The sequence below is a fragment of the Arthrospira sp. PCC 8006 genome (assembly GCF_046480465.1).
GTDB classification, from domain to species: domain Bacteria; phylum Cyanobacteriota; class Cyanobacteriia; order Cyanobacteriales; family Microcoleaceae; genus Limnospira; species Limnospira platensis.
On the sequence record NZ_PKGG01000074.1, the window covers coordinates 1 to 22,447 of the forward strand.

The following is a 22,447-nucleotide window of genomic DNA, read 5'->3' on the forward strand; positions in this document are numbered from 1 at the left end:
GCTTACCATTGAGACAAATAGTTAAAACTTTGTCGAATTTGTGTTGATAGGCGATCGCAACGGCGTTGATATAATTCCTCTCGCCATTTATCATTTGCGATTAAAGCCGCCCACTGATAAAAAGGCATTGCTAACCGGGGATTTTCCACGGTATTTGAACTGAGTTGTTCTAACCAACGTTCCGCTTGATTTTGATATAATGGTGGTAGCGGAGAGACAAACGCTATCTCTGTGTCGCACAATTCCTGAGCGACAACCATCACATTTAAATCATCAATTATATCCGCTTTCGGGAGAACATAAACTCGCTCAAACTCATCATATACTGCCTGATTTTTTAGCTGTTGGTGGGTCGCATATCCCCACACTTGCAAGTAACCCGCCTCTGGGTAAACTTGAACCGCTAAATAATAATTCGCCACCCAACTGGGAATATCCACCCACTCTTGGGGAACCCGAAATTCTTCGGTGTCTACTGTCTCGCTGGGAATAATGACCACAGAATAATTATCATTAATTAATAGTCTAGTTCCGTTGACATTTTCCCAAAAAGATGGTAAGGAATTGGGCTGCCAAATAGTGGGGTTTAAATCCAATTCCTCCTGCAAACCGGGGATTACTGCATTGATAGCTAATCGATTCAGATAGCCATTCCATTGGGAATAAGCATGGGAAAAAAGCCGGGAATATTGCCAAGCGATTTCCCGTTGTTCTTCCGAGAATGATAACCATAAGCGATCGGGATGTAATTCGGTCAAATCTTCTATTGTAAACATGATGTTTTTTTCCAAATAAAGGAGATAAATTCGGTGGAGTTTTAGCGTCCTCCGGCGACTGATGACTGATGAGAAACTGACTCATAGATCCGGTTTTTTTAACTTCGACTCCCAAACCGCATAAGGGGCTTGTTGTAGATACACTTCCACGAAATCGACCACTCTTTTATGAAGCGATCGCATTTCCTCAGTGCCACCGGAACAGAGAGTTTCTACTTCCGATTTTAAGGTATCTTGTAGGGTGACTTCAATCTGCTTAATTCTGGCTTTAATTTCATCCTGAGAAAGTTGGCTATTCTCAGAAACATCAGCTAAAGATAGCTGACAGCCGTAGATTAATTTTAACAGCCTGAAATCATCCGCATCTAAAGCCCCAAGTTTGGCATTTAACAAGTCATGAAACCGCAGAGATCCATGTTTTTCTAGCCAAATATTTATCAGTTTGACCAGTTTATTTAATTCAGGGGAAGACAGGTTTATTTCCCAATTTTTKTTAGCATACTCAGCGAATTTTGTCAAGAGATTTCGCTTAGTTTTTGTCAGGAATCGTGAGAGTTTAGGCTGTTGTTCAAAACCCATAAAATTACAGAGGTCGCCTTGGTTAATATTCAGACCATAGACCAACTCCAACAGGGTTTTAATCTGGGGGGTAAGTTCCTCAAATAACTGGGAGAGAATTTGATTAAGTTCCTGTTCTTGTCCGCGTTCCTGTTCATCGTCCGATACCTGGGAAAAATCTGGGGAGTCCGAGGGTTTTTCTTCCCCCTTGGTAAGTAATTCTTCTAGGGACAAAAAATAAACTTTAGCATCCCCGCGAACCCAGTATACAAAATTATCTAAACATTCCTGAACTTGCTCAGGGGTCAAATCAGGAAAATCTGGCGATCGCCATTGATTATAATAGAGTGCGATCGCTTGTAATTGGCAACTGTCCGGCGGTTGTAAAGCCCGACTTCCCGATTTTTTAGTAGGCACATATTTTTCCTTAAAACACTTGAGCAGCAGCCGATATGCTTGGATATTTTCCGGGGAAAACCTCCGTTTTTTCAAAGTTTTTTCTAATTCCAAATAACTGAGCGATCGTAATAATCCAGTAGGCGAATATTTATCTCGTTCTCGACCTTTAAACAACTGTTCAGACAGATAATCTTCCAGGGTCTTCTCCGCAAAAGTTTTCACCCCAGACTTGGCATCATCATAGCGACCAAACAACTGTAAAGGCTGACTTGTTGCCTCCCTAGCCATACAGAAAAAATCCACCTTTCGCAATTGATAACCTTCCAACTTATAACGCATTTTCATCACCGTCCAATAGGCAGTTTCCTCCAAATAAGCCGCCAGGTGTTCTTTAGCCAGCGGCGCAGATGCCAGGGCTTCCCGCAGGATAACTTTAGCCCAATATTCCTCTTTAGCAGTGCGATCGGACTCCCGCCGTTGTCTCATATTATGCTTCAATTTAGGCACATAATACCAGCCCAAATCCAGACTATCCTTAGCATCATCAACCTCTAAAAAAGTCGAAAATTTTGCCACTAAATCCGTTCTTTTTTGCATTAATTATACTTCCTTTAAATAGTCAATAGGGAATGGTGAATTTCCTTAAAAATTAGAACCATTCCCAGCATATTTATGGCGAACTTCTACACACGAGACGTATTTAAAACCGCTCGAATTTCATCCGCTTTCACCCCCGCCAAAGGCACCGTCAGCGGATTAGTGCGGTGGTGAACTTTTCCACACACCGGACAGTTTTCTTGACTTTGGGCAGTCAACCAAACACTCTGATAAGCATACTGTCCCGCCGTCTCACCAAAAACAGCCGGATAAAACCAATAATTCTGAACCATTGACATGGTTAAATAATTGAACCCCTCCTCAATAGCCGGATTTAAAAAACCCTTCAATTTCACCCGTGCAGTCTCTGGCAGCAACAAAGACAAAGCCATTTTCACCGCCACACTCGTGACATGATGAATATCCGTCCCCAGTGCCACTTCCCCCATTACCCTTCCGTTGCTGCCATAATCTCCATCATTGCTAACCTTTCCCACCTGCACCTCAAACTGATGGCGGTTAGCAGTCGCACAGACATAACAGGGAGTTTTGTCAGGCATCGTAATAATCACCTCCCCCCCTTCAGCCCCTTGATAAAGCCCCACAAATAGGGCTGGCTTCTTGCGAAAATAGGCGAAACGGTTGATAATGCGCTGGGCGGCTACATCATCAGTTGTGGCAACAATTAAATCCGCCTCCTGCACCAACTTATCAAACTCCGACGGCTGATAATCCAATAAACTTTTTTCCTCCAATTTCAACTGCACCAAAGGATTAATATTCAGCAACCGTCGCCCCAACGCTTTCACCTTCGGCTGTCCGATATCGATAATTTCATAGGTGGTGCGACAAAGGTTCGCCGTTTCCACCGTTTCCGGGTCAATTAAAGTCAGCCCCCCTACACCACTGCGAACCAACTGTTCAGCCAAGTAAGAACCCACCGAACCAGTCCCCGCAACTAACACCCGCTTCTGACTAATTTGTTCGCTTAAAAGTCCTGTACTGCGGGCGAATAAACTTTGTTGAACCTGTTTCGCTTCTCGCTGGGGGTCAGTTTCCGAATAGCAGCCACTCCAACCAGCTATAGCCGCGATTTTTTCGTCTTTTGTCAGTCCTGGCTTTCCCAAAGGGCGGTACACCTTTTGATAATATCCGCCACCAGTTATGACACTTTTGAGAGCGACGACCAACCGTTCTTCTGCCGGTGTCTGCAACGACCAAGGGAGTTCCACCTGTTCGGTATCTTTGTCCGTTAAAGTTGCCAATAAAATTGGCGGGGTTGTCGGATAAGTATTGCTGAACAAAAACAGCAGTTCCAACCCTTTTAAATTGAGGCATCCTGCCTGTATATTTTGCCCTTCCATTTCCGTGACAAAAATCATCGGCGGTTTATAGCTTCCGAAAGCCTGCTGCACTCGCCCCAAGTCCGTTTCGATTAGATGAGTGACCGAGGGTAATTCCTGGTGCATAGGGGTAAATTCCGATTCTTCAATTGACTTCATGGGTAGGGTTTCGACGCGAATGCCGTTACCTTGACGATAGGCGGCATAAAAGGATATTTTTCCTTCACCCAGTGGGAGTTCGTGAGAACGCAGGGCTTGACGGGGTGCGAGTAAGGTGACAATTGGCGCTACAAAACAGGGAATGTGAGGATTGATTTGTAGACCCTCCCGCATCGCTTCTTCATCGGGTCCTGATGGACGGTCTAACCCGCCGGGGTGGGAGTGAATGACACCTTTAAATTCGAGGTTCATTTCCTGTTCCATTTGTTGCACCCGACAGGTTAAGGTGCGTGAAGGCAAATAGCTGGCACTGCTGGTCTGTCCGTTCTGATCCAGGATAAAATGACTGATGAGGTTTTTGCCGATGGGCCCTAACAATGCCCCACCCCGTTCGGGGGGATCAAGGGCGATGTGTTGATGGATTTGACGCAGTGCGTTTTCTGAGATTAAGTACATGATGATTCAATGTTTGTTATAGCGGGAAATTTCCGGTGCGGGCATAAATACTAAAACCGGTTGCCCAAAGGACAGATTTGGCGTAGGCTTGTTCGAGCGATCGATAGCCGTGTTCCTCGTTGAGACAAATGCAGCCGTTGGGGAACAAATGCCCCTCAGTAACGCTATAACGCCCGGCTACTTCGGGAAACAAAACCATCACTTGATATAAGCTGCCGTCATTGAAAATAAACATGGTGTAGTGGTCCCCCAATTCGCTGGTAATTTCGTACACCCACCCGGTGACACCACTGATGTTCATTTCTTGGGCGTTGGGAGGCAGTTTGCGGACCACAACCTGCCGATCTTGCATGAGGCTGGCGGCAAAGATTTTTTGCGGAACTTGCGAGAGGTGACGGTGCCCGCTGGGTTCCGGGTCCGTGACAATATTTCCTCCGTTATCGACATATACAGCCTGACGGGGAGACCGGGGAAGGTCAACGTCTTGCTGACGGTTAGTGATGACCCGGTTACGGACTTCATTGAGATCTACTTGTTGTGTCATGGGGATAGCCTGTTGATGGTTATGATCCTGTTATCGTTCAGACTTCTGATTTTTATGCGGTGGCGGTTTCAGGTCAGACCAATACCCCGCCCACAATTGACTACTTTTTAGAATCCGTGACACCGTAGCCGCCGGAGATGGTTTTGGTAGTTTTGAGTGTTTCAGAAGTCATCAGATGTTTTCCTAATTAGTGTTGCAGTACGCCAGAGGTGTTTCTCTCACGCCCTATGAATGTTGTCGTGAGGAGTTTCAGTTTTTATGCAGTCAGTGAGGAAAGTGCGAAGCGACCACAACCAAAGCCCCAGACCAGATGAATTTAAGCAAGTAGACCACTCCCTACCTGTTTTTTCCTCCGATTTGCATAAAAGTTGCGTTTCCAAAAGATAACTATTTTGAAAGCACTTGCAACCTTCGGGAGGCACTGAAAAATGAATTGCACAATCACGGTTGTTTTATTGATCTCTCTGTCTACGCTGAACCTAACTCACCTCCCCGGACAGATAGTTAGGGCGGAAACTTCACCACTTTTTGTGATCTCAACAATGGATACCTCTGAAGACAGTGATGATGGTTGCGATCTGGTTAATCCTGCTTAACTCTCGATCGCACTGGGGGAAATTGTCTATCTTGAGACATTCCCCCCACTGTCAATTATGATCCCTTTTTAAGGAGAAGATTATGACCTGCCCAATGGATCACCACGGCCGAGCCAAATGCCACATTACCGCCCATCCAGACCACCCCCAGCAGCAGTTTTGTTCTACCTGTGGACGTCGTTTTCATCATACCGAAAAATGGAATGATATTTTTTTCTTAGTTGTAGCCGTTTTAACATTGCTACTCATTACCATTAATCGGCTGCCACAACCATCGGAAAACACCAGGTCAATTTCCACCGTGGAAAATGCCGAATACATCATTCCCCGGTAATAATATCCTCCTCCGCTTCGGTTTGTTCGATTCCTTCAAGCCGTCGCTTGGCTTCAGTTTCCCATTGTTTGAATTTCTAGCCAATCTAACCCCGACTTTAGATCAAGATTAAAAAATGGGCAGCGATCGCCCCCCGGTTCATCACTGGTAGCTGGTGAAATCGATCGCTGGTAACCGTGGGTGTCCGGTGGGCTTGAGATCCTCAATCTCGCCGCCGATAAAATTAATTTGTCAGATAATTTGTCAGAACCCCCGATCGCCAGTTAAACTCAAAAATACAGTTGTGAATGGATAGTGATGAAAGATCCACAACCCGATCACCATCAAAATATTGCTATGATTGCTGGGGTAGCGCTATTCGTTGCCGCTATCGCCGCCGGTGTGACTTGGTGGCGGGCCGCTGTTGACACCGAACAACCGCCAGCGATCACCTCTCCTCAACCCCCAGAAACAACCGATGCGATCGAAAAAACCGTCAATATTTACTGGGTCGATGAAGCTGATAACCAAATTGTCTGGATTCCCAACTCCGTCACCCTCACCGTCAGTGCTTCCCAACCCCATACCGTCCTAGCTGCCGCCTTCGATCGCCTACTCTCAGGCCCCCAGGAAGCCAACCAATATAGCGAAATTCCCCCAGGTACTCAACTACTAAATTTGACCGCCACCCAAGACGGGGCGATCGCGATCGACCTATCCACCGAATTTACCACAGGCGGCGGTAGTGCCTCCATGATTGGCCGTTTAGGGCAAGTAGTTTACACCGCCACCAGCCTCGACCCCCTCGCACCAGTACGGATTTCCGTCAATGGCTTACCCTTAGAAGTCCTCGGCGGAGAAGGTTTAGAAATCCCTCAACCCATTACCCGACAACAGTTTGAACAGGATTTTAGGTAGGTTTCATAAGCCAGAAGCTCTGCTTCCCAACCCCTCTATAATCTCATGTAGCACTTGGTTTTCCTGGTAGTTTATATTACAATATTCTTAGTGTTGGGTGGCAATTCATCCCGTCGTCAATTGCCTGATGATGGGGGTATTCTTGCCTCACTAGATAAATCGGAAACTTTCAGGAGTTGCTATGGCAAATACCAGTAATTTTCGGCAAGCAATGGCTCAAGCCCAAGGTCAAGCCCTTGTAGGCCCTAACGTCATTGCCAATGCCCTCCCCTTTGTGGGAGGTGGTTTAGTTCTAACTGCTGTTGGTTCCTTCGGTGGCCTGAATGTCATCAGCACCAACCCGGGAATCTTCATGACCACCTTCTGGGTGGCCTTGATTGCTCAGTTAGCCCTATTTTTTATCGCTAGTAGGGTTCTTGCTAACGATAATAACCAGGTTGCCCTCCCCCTGTTAGCAACCTATAGCCTCATCACCGGATATACCCTCAGTCAGCACCCCGTACTGAAGTAACGGGGCTTCATGCCTCGGATTCCTCAGTTAGTTGACCAGTCTAAGCCTTAACTGGCTACGTTATTTAAGCCATGATACCTTGAGGTGCTTGCCAGCCTCTCGCTCTATCGTTAACTATTAAACATCTTTACAAGGGGTAAGGAAGTGTAGTTAGCCCAAAAAGCTTTTATAACATTGACGAGGCAAACTTTACCTGCTTTGCAGAGTTGGGGGCAACCATACCCTCACATTTTTAAGGTGACGAGCAATCAGAAGAGACGCAACAATGTCTAATCATATTTTCGTTTTAGATACCAACCGTAAGCCCCTGACCCCCTGCCAGCCAGGGGTCGCACGGTTTCTACTCAAAGCCGGAAAAGCATCGGTATTTCGACGCTACCCATTCACCATTATTCTCAACAAGGAGGTTGATGCGAATCCTGAACCGCTCGAACTCAAATTAGACCCAGGTTCTAAAGTCACTGGAATTGCCCTGAAGCAAGGGAATCGAATCATCTTTGCTGCCGAGTTGCAGCACCGAGGACAGCAGATAGTAGAAGCCTTACGGTCTCGTCGGCAACTGCGACGTTCTCGACGAAACCGCAAGACCCAATATCGGCCGGCTCGGTTCTTGAATCGGACTCGTCCCCAGGGTTGGTTGGCTCCGAGCTTGCAGCATCGAGTCGATACCCTGATGACCTGGGTTAACCGATTCCGTAGACTTGCCCCAGTGGGCCGCATTGTTCAAGAGCTAGTACGGTTCGACCTACAATTGATGGAAAACCCTGAGATCTCAGGTGTTGAGTATCAGCAGGGAGCCTTACAAGGCTACGAAGTCCGGGAATACCTGTTGGAAAAGTGGGGCCGAACCTGTGCTTACTGTGGTGCTAAACATGTACCCCTTGAAGTTGAGCATATTCAGCCCCGGTCTAAGGGGGGCTCTGACCGGGTGTCTAACCTGACGATCGCTTGCCACTCATGCAATCAAGCCAAAGGCAATGGGGACATTCGGGATTTTTTATCGGGCCAGCCTGATGTCCTGAGTCGTCTTCTGAGGCAGGCCAAATCACCCCTTAACGATGCGGCTGCCGTTAACTCAACCCGATGGGCCTTGTTCAACGCTCTCAAAGCCACAGGAGTCCCAGTAACTACAGGAACCGGCGGACAAACGAAGTTCAATCGACTTCGGCTTAACCTACCTAAAGCTCATTGGCTTGATGCTGCCTGTGTTGGAGACGTCGAATCACTCGATATTGTCACGTCAAAACCGTTGCTGATTCTAGCGAAGGGGCATGGAACTCGTCGGATGTGCGGGACGAATAAGTACGGATTCCCCACTCGTCACCGCTCCAGGAAGCAAATTCACAACGGTTTTCAGACTGGCGATATCGTCACGGCTACGGTCACGGCCGGGAAGAAAATTGGCTCCTATGTAGGACGGGTTCTCTGCCGTGCCTCTGGCAGTTTTGATATGACCACCGCCTCGGGACGGGTGACAGGCATCAACCACAAATACTGCCAACCTATTCACCGAAAGGATGGTTACGCCTATGCTTGAAAGATTCACGGGGACTAAAGTCCCCCGGTCCCGTTTCCTCCCCGGTCTAAAGACACGGGGCTTCCACGCTCCCCAGAGGTTTACGTGATGACCAGCCTATTCCCGCCGCTTTGTCCATGTACCTCACCTACATCAACCTGTTTATCTTTATTTTGCGCTTACTGATTGTTCTTAATCGCGATTAAGTCCCAGGTTGATAACCACCGTTAATCTAAGCGATTATAACTACTTGTGAAATACCAGCCGTAGCCACTATTACCAGGCTACGGTTTTTTTGCACTTCCTAGGGGTAAAAAATTGGTTACTCCTAATTAGCCCATGGCTTTGGTAGAGTTGATATAACCGTAAATTCCGTAATTTTGCTCCTACTCACCCTCAGAAAATCCGTCAAAATTTCAGTAAAAATACTGAGGCGATTTAAATCAAAATCTGTTATTTATAGAATAGGACTCAATAGGAAACATCTTAAAACTCAATTAAGGATTCCAATTAACGCTCTTTTAGGTTGGGCGGTGAGTCAATAGGATTGGTGCTTCCTCCTGGTGGCTGAAGGGGGGTACCAATTCTTTTACTTGATAAATTAACCAGTTAAACCTGAATTTACAACTCCAGGGTTGAATATACCAAATATACCCTCTTGGAGTCTCATAAATGTTTAAACGTCCAAGGTGTGCCCCTAGCGGTAAGCCTAAAACCCTCGTTTTTATCGATCGCAATGTAGAAACACCCGAACAACTCCTAGATGGGGTCAAAGACGGCCAAGGAATTATTCTCGATCGCCATCAAGATGGGATAGCACAGATTTCGACTATACTATCTGATTATAGCAGTCTGGGTGAAAAAATTGCCCAGGTTCATATTTTGTCCCATGGCAGTCCAGGCTGTTTATATTTGGGGAATGGGGTTGTTAATAGCGATACCCTGAAAAGCGATCGCCTTCACAGTTGGCGCAAGGCTTTATCAGAAACAGCTACCTTATTCCTTTATGGTTGTCGGGTCGCCGCCGCCACCGGAACTAATTTTATCGAGCAGTTAGCAGAAATCACCGGCGCAACAGTCGCCGCCTCACAGGAAATTGTCGGTGCTGACTATTGGCATTTAGAATATTCTACCGCGACCGTTGAGTTAAATTTACCCTTTACCTCAAAAGCGATCGCTTCTTATCGGGGAACTTTCGGTACTATTACCGTCACCAATACCAATGATTTTGGGCCTGGTTCTTTACGGGAGGCGATCGCCAATGCCAGTGATGTGGATGTTATCACATTCGATAGCAGTTTGTCAAGTCAAACCATTAACCTTAGCCAACAATTAGTCATTGACAAAAGCATCACTGTTGACGGAGAATCTGCGTCAGGATTAACCCTGAGTGGCGGCGGAAATACTAGGGTTATTGAAATCCAAATAAGTCCTGATTTTATCCCTCCATCAGTCACCTTAAAACATCTAATTATTGCCGACGGTTTAGCCACAGGAGAAGGAGAAGATGGCGCTGGCGGAGGTATTCGCATGGCGAGTCGGACATCTTTAACCTTAGAAAATAGCCAAGTTAACAATAATCGTGCCCAGTTTGCGGGGGGGATTTTCACCGGATTTAGAAGTAATACAACCATCATTAATAGCCAATTTGATGGTAATGATGGCACCGCTGGAGGAAGTGAACGGGGAGGGGGTGCGATCGCCACCAAAAGCGCCGGAACTCTGACAGTAATTGACAGCACATTTACCAACAATAAAGGCATCAATGGCGGCGCAATTAATCACCTGTTAGGGGACTTAACTATTGAGGGTTCAACTTTTCTCAATAATGACTCCACCCCTGGAGATTTAGGGGGTGATCCATCTGGTTTTGGCGGCGCAATTTTTACCGATGGTGCTAATGCTTCAGGCGAGACTTTTGGACCCGGACCAGTGGGGGGAGAAATTCGGATTAGCAATAGTTTAATTGAGGGAAATACAGGTGCTGGACAGGGTGGCGGACTGTTCTTATATGCTTATCCTCCTGACCGTGTTATCATCGAAAATAGCCAAATTATTAATAATGAGGTTGTCGAAAGTATTCGCGGACAGGCGTTAGGTGGCGGACTGCGACATGGTAATGCAGAGTTAACTATTAACAATACAACCTTTGCTAATAATCGTTCCCAAAGTCAAGGTGGTGGGTTGTGGATTGGAGAAACATCTCCAGTGACAATTACCAATACTACTATTTCCGAAAATCGCGCCGAATCAGCCGATGGAAGTGATGGCTTGGGGGGTGGAATTACCTTCGCCAATGGTACTAATCCCACCAATATTATCAATACTACTATTGCGAATAATTACGCAGGTGGTCAAGGCGGTGGCTTTTGGGGTGGTGGGGATAATGTGACTTTAACTAACACAATTTCCGCCTATAATGTAGCCAATAATCGCGGCAATGATTGGAATATAAACCATCACACAGGAACTACATATAATAATGGCGGTGGTAACATTCAATCAAATGAATTGAACCCTAACGATACTKTAATTACCAGTAACGTTACATTAACCGATCCACTGCTGGGAGATTTACAGGAAATTAATGGGGTATTAATTCATMCCCTTTTACCTGGAAGTCCAGCGATTGATGGCGGAATTGTTGTTAATACAGTTACCACAGACCAGCGGGGAGAAAGTCGTCCGGTGGATGGAGATAATAGTGGTACAGCAGAGTTTGATGTGGGTGCTTATGAGATGATTCCGACCATCAATGAACCCAGTTTAATTATTACTAATAATAATGATGGGGGTGAGGGTTCATTAAGGGATGCGATCGCCAACGCGCAATCAGGGGATACCATTACATTTGCATCTGAACTCACGGGGGGAAATACTATTACCCTGACGGGAGGACAGTTAGAAATTCCGGTGGGTAAAAACCTGATTATTGACGGGAATAATAATCCTAATCTGACTATCAGTGGGAATAACAGTTACCGAGTATTTTATGTTAATTCAACCTCAGCAAATCCCACCAGTTTAACCATTCAAAATCTGACGATCGCCAACGGATATACTCCCGAAAGGGGTGGGGGTATTGCGACCACACACCAAGGAATTTTAACAGTCGAAAATGTCACTTTTAACGACAATGTGGCTGACCAGGGTGGCGGCGCAATTTTTAGTGCCTTTGAGGGAAGATTGACGGTTAATCAAAGTTATTTTAATCGGAATAAAGCGGTCGCGGGGAATGACGAAAGAGGTGCGGGTGCGATCGCCTTTTGGGGACCCGATGAAATTACCGTAACCCATAGCGAATTTGTCGAAAATGAAGGCATTAATGGCGCGGCGATTAACAGCTTAAATGGTCGGTTAACGGTTGAAAATTCCCGGTTTATTAATAATACGACTACCGCCGCCTTTTACGACACCGGAAATGATAACCCTTCTTTACGGGGATATGGTGGCGCAATTTACACCGATCGCGCCAGTACATCTAGTAATGATACATCAGGAACTATTACCATTAGGAATAGTTTGTTTGAAGGAAATAGCGGACGAGGTGAAGGTGGTGCGGCTTATCTGTACACGGGAACCCAAGATAATGTCATCGTTGAAGCGAGCGTTTTTAAGGATAATCAAATTCTCCCCCTCCCCGGTGGAAATGGCGGAAATGGTGGTGCGATCGTTCAGATGAACAATGGCTTAAATCAAGGATTTGAAGTCATAAATACGGCTTTTGTTAACAACACCGCCACTAATCAGGGGGGTGGAATTTGGATGATGAATGCGCCGACTGTCATCACTAATAACACCTTTTCGGGAAACCGCGCCGAATCTTTGACGACCTCTGGAAATGGTGGTGCGATGGCTTTATATGGTCCTACTGAGATCATCAATACTACCATTGCGGAAAACTACGCGGGATGGGTGGGTGGAGCGATCGCCGCCTCTGCTGACCAAACGGTTACGGTCCGAAATACGATTTTCTACAATAATACTGCTGATAACGGTACGAATAATTGGGGAATTCAACAACACACTAACCGCGAATTAGTTGATGGTGGTGGTAACATTCAATGGCTGGAAAAACTCACGAACCTTGCTAATGATTATAACGCCACGGCTACGATTACTATCGCCGATCCTCTATTGGGTCCCCTACAACATCAAAACGAAACCTATTTCTATCCGTTATTAGAAGGAAGTCCGGCGATCGATGGTGGTGTCAATGCGGAAATATCCACCGACCAACGCGGCGAACCTCGTCCTATTGATGGTGATGGAAATGGAACCCTTGAATTTGATATTGGCGCTTATGAATTTTCAACTGTAGCTGAACCGGAACCTGAACCGACTCCTGAAGTTGAACCCGAACCGGAAGTCGAACCGGAACCGGAACCGGARGTTGAACCGACTCCTGAAGTTGAACCGGAACCGGAAGTTGAACCGACTCCTGAACCGGAGGTTGAACCTGAACCGGAAGTCGAACCGGAACCGGAACCGGAGGTTGAACCGACTCCTGAAGTTGAACCCGAACCGGAAGTCGAACCGACTCCTGAACCGGAAGTCGAACCGGAACCGGAGGTTGAACCGACTCCTGAACCGGAAGTTGAACCGACTCCTGAACCGGAAGTCGAACCGGAACCGGAAGTYGAACCGACTCCTGAAGTTGAACCGGAACCGGAAGTTGAACCGACTCCTGAACCGGAGGTTGAACCGACTCCTGAAGTTGAACCGGAACCGGAAGTTGAACCGACTCCTGAACCGGARGTTGAACCTGAACCGGAAGTCGAACCGGAACCGGAAGTTGAACCGACTCCTGAACCGGAAGTCGAACCGGAACCGGAAGTTGAACCGACTCCTGAACCGGAAGTCGAACCTGAACCGGAGGTTGAACCGCAACCGCAACCGCAACCGCAACCGCAACCGCAACCGCAACCGCAAGCGGAAGGGACTCCTATTGGTGCGGGTGTTGGTGTAGAGCAGGGAACCCCAGAAAGCAACCCTGAAACAGAGTCCGAATTAACTCCAGTGGTGACACCAATACTAATACAACCATTAGAAATCATTGGGAGTATTAATATCCCATTGGTAACTATTCCCAGTTTGAATATTGATTCAAGCCGCTTAATTAATGTGACTCAGGAGACCTTAGAAGGAACCGAAGCGGATGAATTAAAAATTGGTACATCCATAGCCGAATCTATATATGGACGAGGTGGAAATGACACGATTTTTGGTATGGGAGGAAACGATAATTTAGAAGGAGGATTTGGGAATAATCTGTTGTTAGGAGGTGAAGGTAATGACTTCATCTTAGGAGGACCGGGAAATGATACTTTATATGGCGGTCAAGATGATGATTTACTGTGGGGAGGAGAAGGGAATGATGTAATTTGGGGAGACATCGGAAATGATACTATTGACGGCGGCGAGGGTGATGATTTAATCTGCGGAAATCAAGGTGATGATTTAATCCTGGGAGGACTGGGAAATGATATCATTTATGGCGGTCAAGGAAATGATACTATTGACGGCGGCGAGGGTGATGATTTAATCTGCGGAAATCAAGGTGATGATTACCTACAAGGAAATCAAGGTAATGATACGATTTATGGCGGTCAAGACAATGATACGCTGTTGGGTATTGCGGGTAATAATCTACTGTTTGGAAATCTCGGAAATGATTTGCTAGTAGGTGGTTTTTCATCTGATACTCTCTATGGCGGTCAGGGAAATGATACGTTAATTGGAGGGGATGGAAATGATTTTCTCAGTGGTGATAAAGGTAATGATGTTCTGATTGGTGGCGCGGGTCGTGATACTTTTGCGATCGCTTACGGACAAGATACGATCGCTGATTTTGAAGTGGGTATTGACCAAATCTGGATTACCGCAGATCTAGATCCTCGACAATTAGCGATCGCTCAAATTGACACCGGATCTCAAATCATCATCGCCGACACCGGAGAGGTTTTAGCTTTCTTAAATGGAGTTGAAGCCACTACCATAGATATAGAAGATTTTACCTTCTTCTAATTCGATCAACCCATCTATCTTCAAAATCATATATTTGCCACACTGAACCGATTTCGGTAAAGTAAACCAAAGGTGAATATTTGTCAATATGAAATTGAAGATTCTACTCACAACTCTGCTGGTGGTTTTCTGCGCTTGGGTGATACCAGCCCAAGCCGCAGAACCCCTTAAAACCTATTCCCTCAACATCCTATCAGAGATGTCCAGACAGAGCATTAAACTCGATCCCCCTGTTACCCAGATGACTGTCAGGATACTAAAGCCTGGAGATGTCGCCATTCCCTGTGGTGATGGTCAACACACCTATACCTGCACTTCTGGGAAACTCCTAGAGATTCAATCGGACCAGGATCAGCCTATCCGACAATTTTGGGGTCAGAATACCGCCGAAAAGCCTGTATATCTGACCCTAGAGGTTTTCCAGCAACTACAGCCAGAAGAAGTCGAAGATGATTCCTCAGATTTGACGATGTGCGATCACTGCATAAAACGGGTCGCCGCCACCGAGTCCTAACATTTGCAAGACCGGGGGGATAGATGACTGATGAATAATTACTTCAGGGACACTGAAGCCGGGTAATTCCCCACTACGGACTGAGTTAAAGTAGCTTTCTACCAGTTTGACTCGCTGGGCTTCTGTTGCGTCTCGCCAGGCGGCGATCGCTTTTTGAAAAAACATCCGGTTAGAGAAACTCACAATCACCACTCCCCCCGGCTTCAAGACACGATGAATTTCACTAAATACGGCTTCAGGATACTGTAAATACTGTACTGATACACAGATTAACACCGCATCAAATTCGCGATCGCCTAACGGTAATTTTGGGTCCTTATTCAAATCCTGAATAAAATAATGGTTCAGTTGACGGTTACGCGCCAACTCCTCCTCATTCATCCCGTGTCCCTCTACATGGGAGAATTTCCGATCATCCGGGAGATGAGACACCCAACTACTCATCAAGTCCAACACTCTGCTATTGACGGAAAGGCGATCGCTATATAACCCCCTTAACCTATCAATAAACCCCTCATCAACATGGGTCACAAATCGCGGATACTCATAAAATAATCTATCCTCAGTTTCGTCCAGTTTACTCCGTTGCTTCCCTGGTAACAACATCCCTACATTTCTCCTATCCTAGATGATTCTCAAGTTTAACCTAACTATTAATTAAATTTAATCTCCATTCGTTACACTGGCCGCAAATGCTGAGGGTAAAGCCATGACCGTCATCAAGATTATCCTAATAGCTGTGGTCTTACTATTGACCGGGGATTTCATCTCAACCTTTTTCTATCATGTCCCTGAACATATTTTCGGGAAATATCATGGCGCTGTTCATCATAGCCATAATCGCAGTTTTATCCGATATGCGATCGCTACTAAAAATCCCCTCGTTTTAATTACTGGATTCTTAGCCGCCTTTCCCTATCTCGTCTTTTTACCTGTCTTTTGGTCGCTTTCTCCAACCGGTACTATCCTGGGTTTAGTCCTCGCACAGTCTCATGTCGAATTTCGTCATCTTTCCCCCACTAAATGGACTACACCCAACACCATCATCTACATCTGTAAACTTCTCTGTATCACCACCCCAGAAATACATTGGCAACATCATCGCAACTCCCGAATTGCCTACGGTGATATCTTCACATTCTACGATAAACCTGCTCAATTGTGGTTTCAATTTTTGCTACAATTTAAGCAGCCCATCAATAATTAGTTCCATAATCCCTGGGTTCGGATTCTTTGATTCATTCCTTCCTATGCACAAAATGTCGTTTTTGTCAATAAATATAAAAAAAGGGGCCGCTTTCCTTCCCAAAACTCGTGCATCGCCAGCTTAATCTTTTTCTCAGAGAATATTTTTAATCGCCACAGAATCAGGGTTGTAGCCTTTATTTTTGCATATAGACAGAGTAACCCCTTGGAAGCCATTTCTCTGAGAATACCACAACCCCTATAATCTCGTCAAGTTTTTGCGAGCAATTTGCAATAAAATCGTATTAATTCTTAACAATCTTTGGAAAATTAAATATATCTGGCTGGATAAATTAGTAAAACCTATTAAATGCCTGCATCAGCCTGTTGTCGATAGGGTAACAGATACCTCAGTCATAAATTGGGCTTAGAAAAAGGTTGACTGGGACGAAAACGAATAGGAGTATTTTCAATGAGTTTGTAAATAGCCGCCAAAGTATCTGAGCGAGAGAGTTCGTCGCGGGTAATCAGAAATTGCATAATCTCAAAACTGGGAGTATCAACCCAGTAGTAGGCGCCGTGAACATCAATTTTATTAGCAAAGTATAAGAGGGCATTTCCTAAATCTATCGGTAACGCCGTCCCCGCATTTAACCCCCATTTAACCCCATTAACCTTGGACATTTCCGAACAGTCAAAATAGTTAAACTTTTCAAACAAATCATAAGCCGAGGTAGGTTCAACCGCCGCCTGAGAAGTTACCATAACCCGAATAAATGGTCTATATTCTTCTCGTCCCTCCTGTGTTTTAACTGTTTTGAGGTAAACATTTCCCAGGCGCAAGCCAGACATAGCCACACTGGGTTCACTAAACCAATTACCCAAAATAGACAGGTAACGAAGAACCAGATCACGATCGCTAGAAAATAAATAAATTTCCCGACAGCGGAGAATAGCCGATCGCACATAGTTATTGCGTCCTTCCCGCAAAAACTCCAAGGGGATATCTGGAGCAGATAAAATCAAGCGGTCAAGGCGCAAGTGTTCCCCCATATCGTTGCCTTGTTGAACTAAGCGATCCTCTTTCCCAAAGCGATCGGATAGAATTCGCAGAACATTAACCACCAGGAGGCAGCCCATGCTGTGACCCATCAAGTTCACCTTCAGGCTAGGCAGGGGGGATAATGGGGGTTGTTCCCCCGGTAAAAAAGGCATAGAAGCATAAGGATTATCTCCCAGCACCTTATCAAGTCGCCAGAAGAACTCTGCTAGGTCTGGTGCGCCGTAGTGAATAGTGCGATAGCGATCGCGCTGATAGACGACAATCCGCAGCAACTGGAATAGGAATAGCCACAGAAGAAACACGCTGAAAGCCACCCACAGCCATTGGCTGATTGAGCCAGCCAGAGTATCCCAGGTTATCCATTGCCAGAGAGAATCAACAACCGGCTGAATTCCCCATATTAGCAACAGAGGGGCTATCAATAGGGCTAGGAGCAAATATAGCACAGAGCCGCCCCCAAAAGCCACCAGAGCCACACCTACCAGAAACTTTAAAGAAATCCCCCAATAGCGGAAAGGGTCAGTCCATAGACCGGCACTCAAAATCGGTCTTTCTCCCGGCCAGTGATAGCCGATATAGGCACTTTTTTCTTCCAAAGTCCCCACCTGATTAATGGGTCCTTTGAGGGAAATAGACTCCGCCTCATTCACAAAAGCCGGATAGAACTTTTCTGGGGGGGTGGCATAGCCGTGGGTACGGAGGGTAATGCGATTAAAATTCGCCAAGCGCATCATGGGACCAAGTTCAGCGATATTGAACAGGGGACGAAAGCGATCGCTTGGGGGTAATTGGCGGTCAATATTTAGGGAACTCGGAGCGGTACTGACCACTAAAAAAATATTTCTGTGGTAGCGATCGACATAAACTTCAAAATTGCGACTGATCGCCTGAGTAAATTCTCGATTATGCCAACTATTGAGAGTGCGGATCACATAATCCTCATTTACCTGAGCCTCAAAGCCTGGGTATTCCAGGAGATTAAAAGACGATCGCAACACCGAGGCGATCTCTGCTTCCGAGCTGTAAGCGCCATAGGCGGGCAGTCCCTCCACAGTCTTGAGTGTAGTCTTGGGGGGATATGGGTAAGCAAGCTGGACAATGCGAGCTTTCGTCCAAGCGTCTGAAAACGGAGCCGTATTCCGAACAATGGATTCTAACCATCGGCGATCGTTTTCCAAGGTATCGCGATGCCAATAGAAGGGCAAGGTTTTGTAGCTGCGCTCAGTTCCCATATTGATTATCTATGAGTTATTGGGAGTTATATTATCAAACCGCAATTTAGTATTTTTGCCAATATCCCGCCGTCACTAACCCCCGGGTCTGTTTCTTCCCTAAGACATAAATTTTCTCGGTTCCCAAAAGCTAATGCGATCGGCTAGAAGCCTTAAATAATAGGAAAATTTCCACACTTAACATCAGGGATCAAGGAAACTTAGCCTTTCAATAACTCAAAACAGGTGATATATTATGAATGCTTTTTGAGTCTGTTGTGGTGTTCAGAGCCTATCCTAAGCCTATTTCCCTTAGATGATAACCACCATCATAGCCACTCAATTCACTATAAACGGGGATAAAAACCATGTAAAACAATTTAACATTTGATTGTGCATCTTGTCAATATTGAAGGCTCCATAGATTATGAAAATACTCAAGTTGTCAGCCTCATAAATTTAGGAATTTTTGATTTTTAGTTATGGCAAAAAATCGTGCTGTTTTCAAGCATAAACTTCCATCAGGTAAATACATCAACACCCACCGTCATCATCAGCTTAATCGTCATCACAATAGGAGGATTAATTATCGAATAAATTATTACCCCACCTTGACAGGTTTAACTTGGTTTATGGTAGGTTTTTTAGGATTTTTCGCTATCTACTCAGCCAAGGTTAAGATTGAAAAAAACGTGGTTTCTTTGGTTAATTCACAGTCTAATCAAACTCAAGAAAAGCACAAAGCAACTAAGTTTCAGCAAATTAGTCACCGTTGGCTACTTGGTCATTCCTCTGGCGCTTATATTCCCCTGAATAGCCTATTTGCAAATCTCAATAGTCCCGGCGCTTTATCAATTTGTGCCGCCGAGGGAAACTGCGAGACCAATGGAAGACGGACTTCCCTAATTGCTGGTCATTTCGACCCCGCTACTGGCATCTTAAATAAGGGTTTTTGCAGTAACCACGGACGGGGTGGAACCCTACAGGAGGCTAACCAATGGTGTCTGCAACACCTCAGATCACAGTCCTTTGTCATTGAACAGAAATTTAGGGAACTCGGCATTAATCCTAACTCCCACTTAGAAGGATTTATCAATGCCATAGATTTATGGAATCAGAGTCCTTATTTCGGCAACAAATTTCCCCAATTATATGCCTCTGAACTACGCAGCAGAAAAAGGGGGACGGACGCTATCCTCTCAGCCAGAGTCAAATCATTTAAAATCAATGGCAGTTATGAGCAGACAGCTTTAGCCCATCCTCCCATTTGTCCATATTCCATAGATGCTAAGTCCTGTGTCAGACATGATCAGTCAAGACGCATGAATGCTATCTCTGGAGTTATGGAACATTTAGGGTTAAAATGAAGGCACTACTAGCCGTCCCGCAATTATTACCTTAGCAATAAATCAACAATTGCATCCAATTCCTTGCTATAGTCCTCGGCTAATTGCTGACCGACGCGGCGAATAGCGTGCAGATTTTCGTCAGATGACTTATCTATGGGTAACATATTTTTATCCGTCAGGGTTGTATTTATTCTCAGATACTGTTCAGGACTCCTAGTAGCATCATAAATTTGCTTCATTTGATAATCTACGGTTTCAGCCACCCCCGTCATAATAATATCGAACAGGGGAATTAACCATTGAAACTGGCCCCAATTTCTAGCCTGTTCATAAGGATATCCTTTTTTCACGTCCCCAGTTCCCAAAGACAAAATTACCATATCTTTAGCCGTGGGATTATCTGGGAGTTTACTACGAGCTTCCGCATAAGCACACAAGGCTGGATTATTGGCGAACACTCCCCCATCAACACAGGTATAAATTTCATCACTTAAAGACCTAATTGCAGCTACCTCGAAAAAAGTCGGAGCGGCTGAGGTGGCGCGAATTACATCTCTTACATAATAGTCTTTTCTAGGAGTTACTACCGCATCATGTTGAGTAAAAAAGTGGGTTTTTCGCCGATAAATTTCATAGGAGCAAATTAAGGAGGGTTTTAATAACTCGCTTAACTTTAAGTCCCCAAAAAAGTTTTGCATCGTTAACTCTAATTTTTCATGGGAGTATTTTTCGTTTAACAGTCCCCAAAAGTTTTTGAGAGCGTGGCTACAAGGTTGGTAAAAGATATTACGACTATTTTGGTAAAAAAAGTTCCTAGCTTCTTCCGCAGAGTATCGGGGTTTCCGGGGGTCTTGGAGGTCGGGAGATAAGTAAAGACAAGTCAGAATTCCCCCAGCACTTGTCCCAGCAAATAAATCAAAATACTCCACCAGTCTAGCTTGAGGATTGCCAGTTTTTTCCTGAATTTTATGCTCGACACTTACCAAAATTTCGGCGGGGATTAATCCCCGTAAGCCACCACCATCAATCGAGAGAACCCTGGTAAACTCTGCCATTTGTCACACTCCTATTAATTATGGGATTGATTAAACCTTCCAGATTTCTCTGAGACGATCGCGAATATCTAAGAAATCTCCCCAAGGTATATAAGGCTTTTCCTGCTTATCTAAATACCCAGATAAGCGATCGCGCGCAAATACCACCGGAGCTGCGATCGCCATATTTAAGTCCGTTACCGAATCCCCGATCGCAATTTTCGGGTCTCCCTCATATAACTCCATTACCCGCACTTTTGCCACTAATTCTGTCCCCTCTTCAAACTCTGAATGTACCCGCAAATTTGGTCCGTCCGTCGCCACATCCACCGCATAAATCCCCGCCACCCGATTAACTAATTCTCCTAATACTGTTTCTACCATAATCCGAATCCCCCCTGATACCACCACAAACGGCACCTTCTCACTATCGAGAAAGTCCATTAATTCCAACAGTCCAGGACGCATTTCTTTAGTCCGTGAAAACTCCATAATCTCTTCATAAGCCTTCGAGGGTATTGATTCTAGCATCCTTCGCACCCCCGAACGTAAGCTGATCTCATGGGTATATAGTTTTGGGATAGTCTCCTCCGCCGCCTCCGGCGCGAATTGCTTTAGCATCGCCACAAAGGTCTCTTCCGCTGTAATTGTCCCATCAAAGTCACAGAAAACAACTGGTTTCATCAAAAATTCTCCGAGAAACCCCCATCCTCGCGTAGCAGGTGGGGGAGGGATAGGAGCGGTGGTTGAGTGGGGTTCAATGCCCCCGAAACCACCAAGTTTGTACTACGCGCAATCAAAGAGACCTTAGAAGCGGTGAATTGACCCAACCGCTTCCAGTTGATATCGCTGACAGAAACCTGTCTGTGAGTGTCACCACTCACCCAGCCGACGACAACCCGACCTGCCATTTCAGCACGCACAATGTCACCCTTCCTGACCCCATGCCGTGTGGTGGTACCGCCATATTTACGACGCACCCCACCTTTGGCCGGAACCATCAAGTGCAGTTGTCTACGAGAAATGGGAGGTCTGCGAATCACTTTAAAGATGGATGGTGTTAACTGAACCAAACCCTTCCAGGTATGACCGTGAGTGTTGGCAGTGTGGAACGGTTCATATTTGACAAACTCAGAACASGCCAGAGTCAGTCCATCCACGGCATGAGTTTCAGGAGTTTGATCCGACTTGTCTTTTGACTTGACTAACCTTAACGCAGTCCTGAGATTAGCGGTTTCATACCCAAATTTAGTCTTAACCTCGGCTAGTTTTGATAACCAGCCCAGCATCACTTTTTGCCCCACCATTACAGATGAGAAGGACTTGGACCCTCTTGCCTTTACATACCCATCGACGATCTTATTAACAGGGAATAGGC

15 protein-coding genes and 2 pseudogenes are annotated in these 22,447 nt (G+C 45.6%); 8 read left to right on the forward strand and 9 right to left on the reverse strand.

Going from position 1 to position 22,447, the window contains the following annotated elements; translation table 11 throughout:
* Window positions 1-2: 2 nt before the first annotated feature.
* From B9T16_RS12845 to B9T16_RS12860, 4 genes are all read right to left on the reverse strand, one after another.
* Window positions 3-776 (reverse strand): DUF1822 family protein, encoded by a 774-nt coding sequence (locus B9T16_RS12845; RefSeq protein ID WP_410244941.1) that lies wholly within the window; start codon window positions 774-776, stop codon window positions 3-5.
* Between the two features lie 81 nt (window positions 777-857).
* The gene (locus B9T16_RS12850; protein ID WP_410244942.1) at window positions 858-2,330 is read right to left on the reverse strand and encodes a group 3/4 sigma-70 RNA polymerase sigma factor; all 1,473 of its coding nucleotides are present in this window, start codon (window positions 2,328-2,330) and stop codon (window positions 858-860) included.
* 86 nt (window positions 2,331-2,416) lie between these two features.
* The gene (locus B9T16_RS12855; RefSeq protein WP_410244943.1) at window positions 2,417-4,288 is read right to left on the reverse strand and encodes a ThiF family adenylyltransferase; all 1,872 of its coding nucleotides are present in this window, start codon (window positions 4,286-4,288) and stop codon (window positions 2,417-2,419) included.
* Between the two features lie 16 nt (window positions 4,289-4,304).
* Window positions 4,305-4,832 carry a hypothetical protein gene (locus B9T16_RS12860; protein WP_006617160.1) on the reverse strand — a complete coding sequence of 176 codons (528 nt, stop codon included), beginning with the start codon at window positions 4,830-4,832 and terminating at the stop codon, window positions 4,305-4,307.
* Between the two features lie 678 nt (window positions 4,833-5,510).
* On the opposite strand from B9T16_RS12860, the gene B9T16_RS12865 reads away from it, so the two are divergent.
* The 6 genes and pseudogenes from B9T16_RS12865 (at window position 5,511) to B9T16_RS12890 (ending at window position 15,227) form a co-directional block, all read left to right on the forward strand.
* Window positions 5,511-5,762, forward strand: coding sequence for a hypothetical protein (locus tag B9T16_RS12865; RefSeq protein ID WP_231852007.1), 252 nt, complete (start codon window positions 5,511-5,513; stop codon window positions 5,760-5,762).
* Window positions 5,763-6,059: 297 nt separating this feature from the next.
* On the forward strand, window positions 6,060-6,659 hold the full coding sequence (locus B9T16_RS12870; protein WP_006617162.1) for a GerMN domain-containing protein: 600 nt from the start codon (window positions 6,060-6,062) through the stop codon (window positions 6,657-6,659).
* 181 nt (window positions 6,660-6,840) lie between these two features.
* Window positions 6,841-7,149, forward strand: a pseudogene (locus tag B9T16_RS12875) (Bax inhibitor-1 family protein); the annotation flags it as partial.
* Between the two features lie 286 nt (window positions 7,150-7,435).
* Complete coding sequence (gene iscB, locus B9T16_RS12880; RefSeq protein WP_410244944.1) at window positions 7,436-8,707, forward strand: RNA-guided endonuclease IscB; 1,272 nt, start codon at window positions 7,436-7,438, stop codon at window positions 8,705-8,707.
* Window positions 8,708-9,358: 651 nt separating this feature from the next.
* Window positions 9,359-14,713, forward strand: coding sequence for a DUF4347 domain-containing protein (locus tag B9T16_RS12885; RefSeq protein WP_410244945.1), 5,355 nt, complete (start codon window positions 9,359-9,361; stop codon window positions 14,711-14,713).
* Window positions 14,714-14,801: 88 nt separating this feature from the next.
* The gene (locus B9T16_RS12890; RefSeq protein ID WP_410244946.1) at window positions 14,802-15,227 is read left to right on the forward strand and encodes a hypothetical protein; all 426 of its coding nucleotides are present in this window, start codon (window positions 14,802-14,804) and stop codon (window positions 15,225-15,227) included.
* On the opposite strand, the gene B9T16_RS12895 is transcribed toward B9T16_RS12890, so the two are convergent.
* Window positions 15,171-15,833, reverse strand: a complete 663-nt coding sequence (locus B9T16_RS12895) for a class I SAM-dependent methyltransferase (RefSeq protein ID WP_006619920.1) — start codon at window positions 15,831-15,833, stop codon at window positions 15,171-15,173. The two genes, B9T16_RS12890 and B9T16_RS12895, sit on opposite strands and share 57 nt — an antisense overlap.
* 103 nt (window positions 15,834-15,936) lie before the next feature.
* Between B9T16_RS12895 and B9T16_RS12900 the strand changes: the two genes are divergently transcribed.
* Complete coding sequence (locus B9T16_RS12900) at window positions 15,937-16,434, forward strand: sterol desaturase family protein (RefSeq protein WP_410244947.1); 498 nt, start codon at window positions 15,937-15,939, stop codon at window positions 16,432-16,434.
* Window positions 16,435-16,826: 392 nt separating this feature from the next.
* Here B9T16_RS12900 and B9T16_RS12905 read toward each other — a convergent pair whose 3' ends face one another.
* Window positions 16,827-18,707: an alpha/beta hydrolase gene (locus B9T16_RS12905; protein ID WP_410244948.1), complete on the reverse strand. Its 1,881-nt coding sequence runs from the start codon at window positions 18,705-18,707 to the stop codon at window positions 16,827-16,829.
* A gap of 461 nt (window positions 18,708-19,168) precedes the next feature.
* Between B9T16_RS12905 and B9T16_RS12910 the strand changes: the two genes are divergently transcribed.
* Window positions 19,169-20,053, forward strand: a complete 885-nt coding sequence (locus B9T16_RS12910; RefSeq protein WP_410244949.1) for a hypothetical protein — start codon at window positions 19,169-19,171, stop codon at window positions 20,051-20,053.
* 26 nt (window positions 20,054-20,079) lie between these two features.
* On the opposite strand, the gene B9T16_RS12915 is transcribed toward B9T16_RS12910, so the two are convergent.
* From B9T16_RS12915 to B9T16_RS12925, 3 genes and pseudogenes are all read right to left on the reverse strand, one after another.
* Entirely contained in the window at window positions 20,080-21,090 is a 1,011-nt protein-coding gene (locus B9T16_RS12915) for a patatin-like phospholipase family protein (RefSeq protein WP_410244950.1), read from the reverse strand.
* A gap of 30 nt (window positions 21,091-21,120) precedes the next feature.
* Window positions 21,121-21,753, reverse strand: coding sequence for an HAD-IB family phosphatase (locus B9T16_RS12920; RefSeq protein WP_014276795.1), 633 nt, complete (start codon window positions 21,751-21,753; stop codon window positions 21,121-21,123).
* Window positions 21,753-22,447 (reverse strand): annotated as a pseudogene (locus B9T16_RS12925) (hypothetical protein); the annotation flags it as partial. The pseudogene B9T16_RS12925 and the gene B9T16_RS12920, both read right to left, overlap by 1 nt.

Excerpts from the sequence above, each read along its gene's own strand:
- B9T16_RS12900 (WP_410244947.1), top strand. The coding sequence starts at position 15,937 with ATGACCGTCATCAAGATTATCCTAATAGCTGTGGTCTTACTATTGACC.
- B9T16_RS12845 (WP_410244941.1), bottom strand. The coding sequence starts at position 776 with ATGTTTACAATAGAAGATTTGACCGAATTACATCCCGATCGCTTATGG.
- B9T16_RS12890 (WP_410244946.1), top strand. The coding sequence starts at position 14,802 with ATGAAATTGAAGATTCTACTCACAACTCTGCTGGTGGTTTTCTGCGCT.
- B9T16_RS12910 (WP_410244949.1), top strand. The coding sequence starts at position 19,169 with ATGGCAAAAAATCGTGCTGTTTTCAAGCATAAACTTCCATCAGGTAAA.
- B9T16_RS12865 (WP_231852007.1), top strand. The coding sequence starts at position 5,511 with ATGACCTGCCCAATGGATCACCACGGCCGAGCCAAATGCCACATTACC.
- B9T16_RS12870 (WP_006617162.1), top strand. The coding sequence starts at position 6,060 with ATGAAAGATCCACAACCCGATCACCATCAAAATATTGCTATGATTGCT.
- B9T16_RS12905 (WP_410244948.1), bottom strand. The coding sequence starts at position 18,707 with ATGGGAACTGAGCGCAGCTACAAAACCTTGCCCTTCTATTGGCATCGC.
- B9T16_RS12860 (WP_006617160.1), bottom strand. The coding sequence starts at position 4,832 with ATGACACAACAAGTAGATCTCAATGAAGTCCGTAACCGGGTCATCACT.
- iscB (WP_410244944.1), top strand. The coding sequence starts at position 7,436 with ATGTCTAATCATATTTTCGTTTTAGATACCAACCGTAAGCCCCTGACC.
- B9T16_RS12855 (WP_410244943.1), bottom strand. The coding sequence starts at position 4,288 with ATGTACTTAATCTCAGAAAACGCACTGCGTCAAATCCATCAACACATC.
- B9T16_RS12920 (WP_014276795.1), bottom strand. The coding sequence starts at position 21,753 with ATGAAACCAGTTGTTTTCTGTGACTTTGATGGGACAATTACAGCGGAA.
- B9T16_RS12895 (WP_006619920.1), bottom strand. The coding sequence starts at position 15,833 with ATGTTGTTACCAGGGAAGCAACGGAGTAAACTGGACGAAACTGAGGAT.
- B9T16_RS12915 (WP_410244950.1), bottom strand. The coding sequence starts at position 21,090 with ATGGCAGAGTTTACCAGGGTTCTCTCGATTGATGGTGGTGGCTTACGG.